The following is a 2547-nucleotide window of genomic DNA, read 5'->3' as shown; positions in this document are numbered from 1 at the left end:
AGCCAGAGGCGGGTGTATTGGATGCGCTGCTGCTGCTGGGGCGGGAGCTGGCCGGGGGCGGTGGTGGCGTTGTCGAGTGCTTTGAGGGCGTCGTCAATGCGAGGCGGGGTGGCGAGCAGGCACCATTCGGCGAGGGCGATGCAGGCGTCTGCGAAGCGGGGGTGCTTGGGATGGGCGCGGATGAAGTTGCGCAGGGCGGCTTCGGCTTCGGGCTTGCGGGTGGAGGCGAGGAAGAGGGCTTTTTCGAGCTCGAGCATGGCGGCGGTGTCGGCGCTTTCGGGGCCGGTGGCGGCGGCGTTGGAGATGAGCTCGAGCTGGCTGAGGAGGCTGCGGTAGAGGGGGAAGTCGCTGGCGGTGATGGCGGCGACGGCGGCATTGAAGAGGGCGCGGCGGCGCTCGGTCAGTGTGGTGGCGACGTTGGCGGCGTCTTGAAACATCTGGAGGGCTTCGCGGGTCTCGCCACGGCGGAAGTGGAGGCTGCCGAGGGCGAAGTCCACGGGGACGGAGGAGGTGTGGAATTTCTGGTGCCAGGCTTCGGCCAGGGCTTTGACGCGCTGGTCGATGTTGCGCCGGGCATAGATCTCCATGGCCTGCTGCATGGCCTCGCTGAGGCGGGGGTGATTGGGGTGAAGCTGGATGAGGGCTTCAAGCATGCTGACGGCTGCGTCATCGCGCTGCTGGGCGGCCAGCCACTGCGCGGTGAGGTAGATGGCGTGGCCGCGGAATTCGGCGGTGGCGGCGGCGAGGAAGGGCGAGGGATCTGGCTGCTGCTGGGCGGTGTTTCCGGCGGAAATCCAGCGGAGGACGCCTTCGGGGATGGTGCCGGTGGTGGGGATTTCCTGATGGGCGCGGTTGAGGAGATCAAAGGCTTCGACCCAGAGGGGGCTGTCTGCGTTCGCATCGAGGAACTGGGTGAGCTGCTTCTGGGCTTCGGTGGCCCGGTGCTGCTGGAGGAGTGCCTCTACCTGGAGGAGCTGGGCGGCCTGGTGGATGCGCTCTCCGCCCTGCGGGGCGCTGAGCACGGACTGGAGCATTTCTTTGGCGGGAGTGAGCTTGCCGCTTTGGAGGAGGGCGCGTGCGCGCAGGAAGCGGGTGGCGGCATCGTCTTTCTCCTCCGTCGCGGGGAGTCCGCTGGCGGGCTTGCCTTCGCTGATGTCGATCTCGCTTTGGAGGAGGCGTGCCTGATTTTGCAGGGCGGCATCGGTGGAGGTGAGCAGGGGGGCGAGGGCATCGCGGGCGGCGGCGTTTTCGCCGAGGGTGGCGAGGATCTGCGCGAGGAGCAGGGGGGTGCGCGGGTGCTGCTGAGGAGTGGTTTGCTCAGTGAGAACCTGGCGTGCGGCGCTGAGGTCTCCGGTGAGGACGAGGCCCTGGCCGCGCCAGAAGGGCTCGTCATCGAGGTCGTAAGTGTCTGTGATGGCGAGGACGCGGGCGCCTTCGCTGGCACGGGTCCAGGCCTCGGCGGCGAAGGTGGCGAGCTGGCGTGTCTCGACGCGGGTCCAGCCTTTGAGCTTGAGGAGGCGCTCGGCCTTGACGGCGGCGACGCCGGGGAGTCCGTCTGCGAGAGCCTGCTGGGCGGAGACGTATTCCGCAGCCTCATTCAACCCGTCCGCGAAGTGGGCGGTGGGAACGGCGAGAAGGGCTGCGGCGAAAAGGAGACTCCGGGTTTTGGGCATGCTACAGCAGCCTATCTCAGCATTCGGCGCGGGGCAAAGAGGAATGCGGGTGCCGTTCGCGGGCTTGTGAAAGATGCATGGGGGACCTTCGAAAGCAGAAGTCGGAGGCGTTTGAAAAGGGGGAGAACGCCGAGTTCGCAGTCCGCGCTGGGACGAAGGATTCTACGGACGCGCACAGCGCATCCCTACCCTCCAGAGCATCGCGTGCCTCAGGGCTGGTAGGGAACCGCTGTGCGGGTCCGTGATTTCGGGTCTGTCACATCTCAGGCGCTCAAAAAGGTGCGCCGTCCTTGGCAATGTGGAAAGGCAGCGGTCGCGGGCCTCCGCCATGGTGTATTGCAGGTTTGAAATGCCACTATCGGTGGAAAACAGCCCTGCATCTCTGTCTCTCCGCTCGAGGCTTCAGCCAGACTCCTTTTTAGCTGCAGATGGCATCAGAACTGATCAAGCAGATACTTGATGAGATCCGTGGTGGTGACGATGCCGACGAGCTTGGTGCCGGAGACGATGGGGAGGGCGTGGAAGGTGCCGCCGGCGAGGAGTTCGGCGGCTTCGCGCACGGTGCCGGTTTCGGCGAGGGTGACGGGGCTTTTTTCCATGACCTGCTCCAGGGAGAGGGTGTGATCCAGCGTGGCGTCCACGGCACGTTCGTCGGTGTGGAAGGCGTCGCCAAAGCTGACGCGAAGGATGTCGGTCCAGGAGATGATGCCGACGAGCTGGTCGGCATTGACGACGGGGATGTGATGGACGCCGTGCTGGCGGACGAGGGCGCGGACTTTGGAGATGGGATCGCCGTGGTGGGCGGTGATCACATTGCGGGACATGCGGTGGGAGATGGGGTCGTTGCGTTTCATGGTTGGTTGGTCATGAAACA

2 protein-coding genes are annotated in these 2547 nt (G+C 65.8%); both read right to left on the bottom strand.

Annotated features, from left to right (window positions below; all coding sequences use genetic code 11):
- The coding region (locus WAW39_RS30990; protein ID WP_422323782.1) for a tetratricopeptide repeat protein at positions 1-1673 on the bottom strand (1673 nt) is incomplete at its 3' end.
- Between the two features lie 434 nt (positions 1674-2107).
- Positions 2108-2527, bottom strand: coding sequence for a CBS domain-containing protein (locus tag WAW39_RS30985; protein WP_422323780.1), 420 nt, complete (start codon positions 2525-2527; stop codon positions 2108-2110).
- Positions 2528-2547 lie beyond the last annotated feature (20 nt).

Source organism: Prosthecobacter sp. (assembly GCF_049294395.1).
Lineage (GTDB): Bacteria > Verrucomicrobiota > Verrucomicrobiia > Verrucomicrobiales > Verrucomicrobiaceae > Prosthecobacter.
Note: the sequence above shows the minus strand (reverse complement) of the source record. Positions and strands in the feature narration are given on the sequence as shown.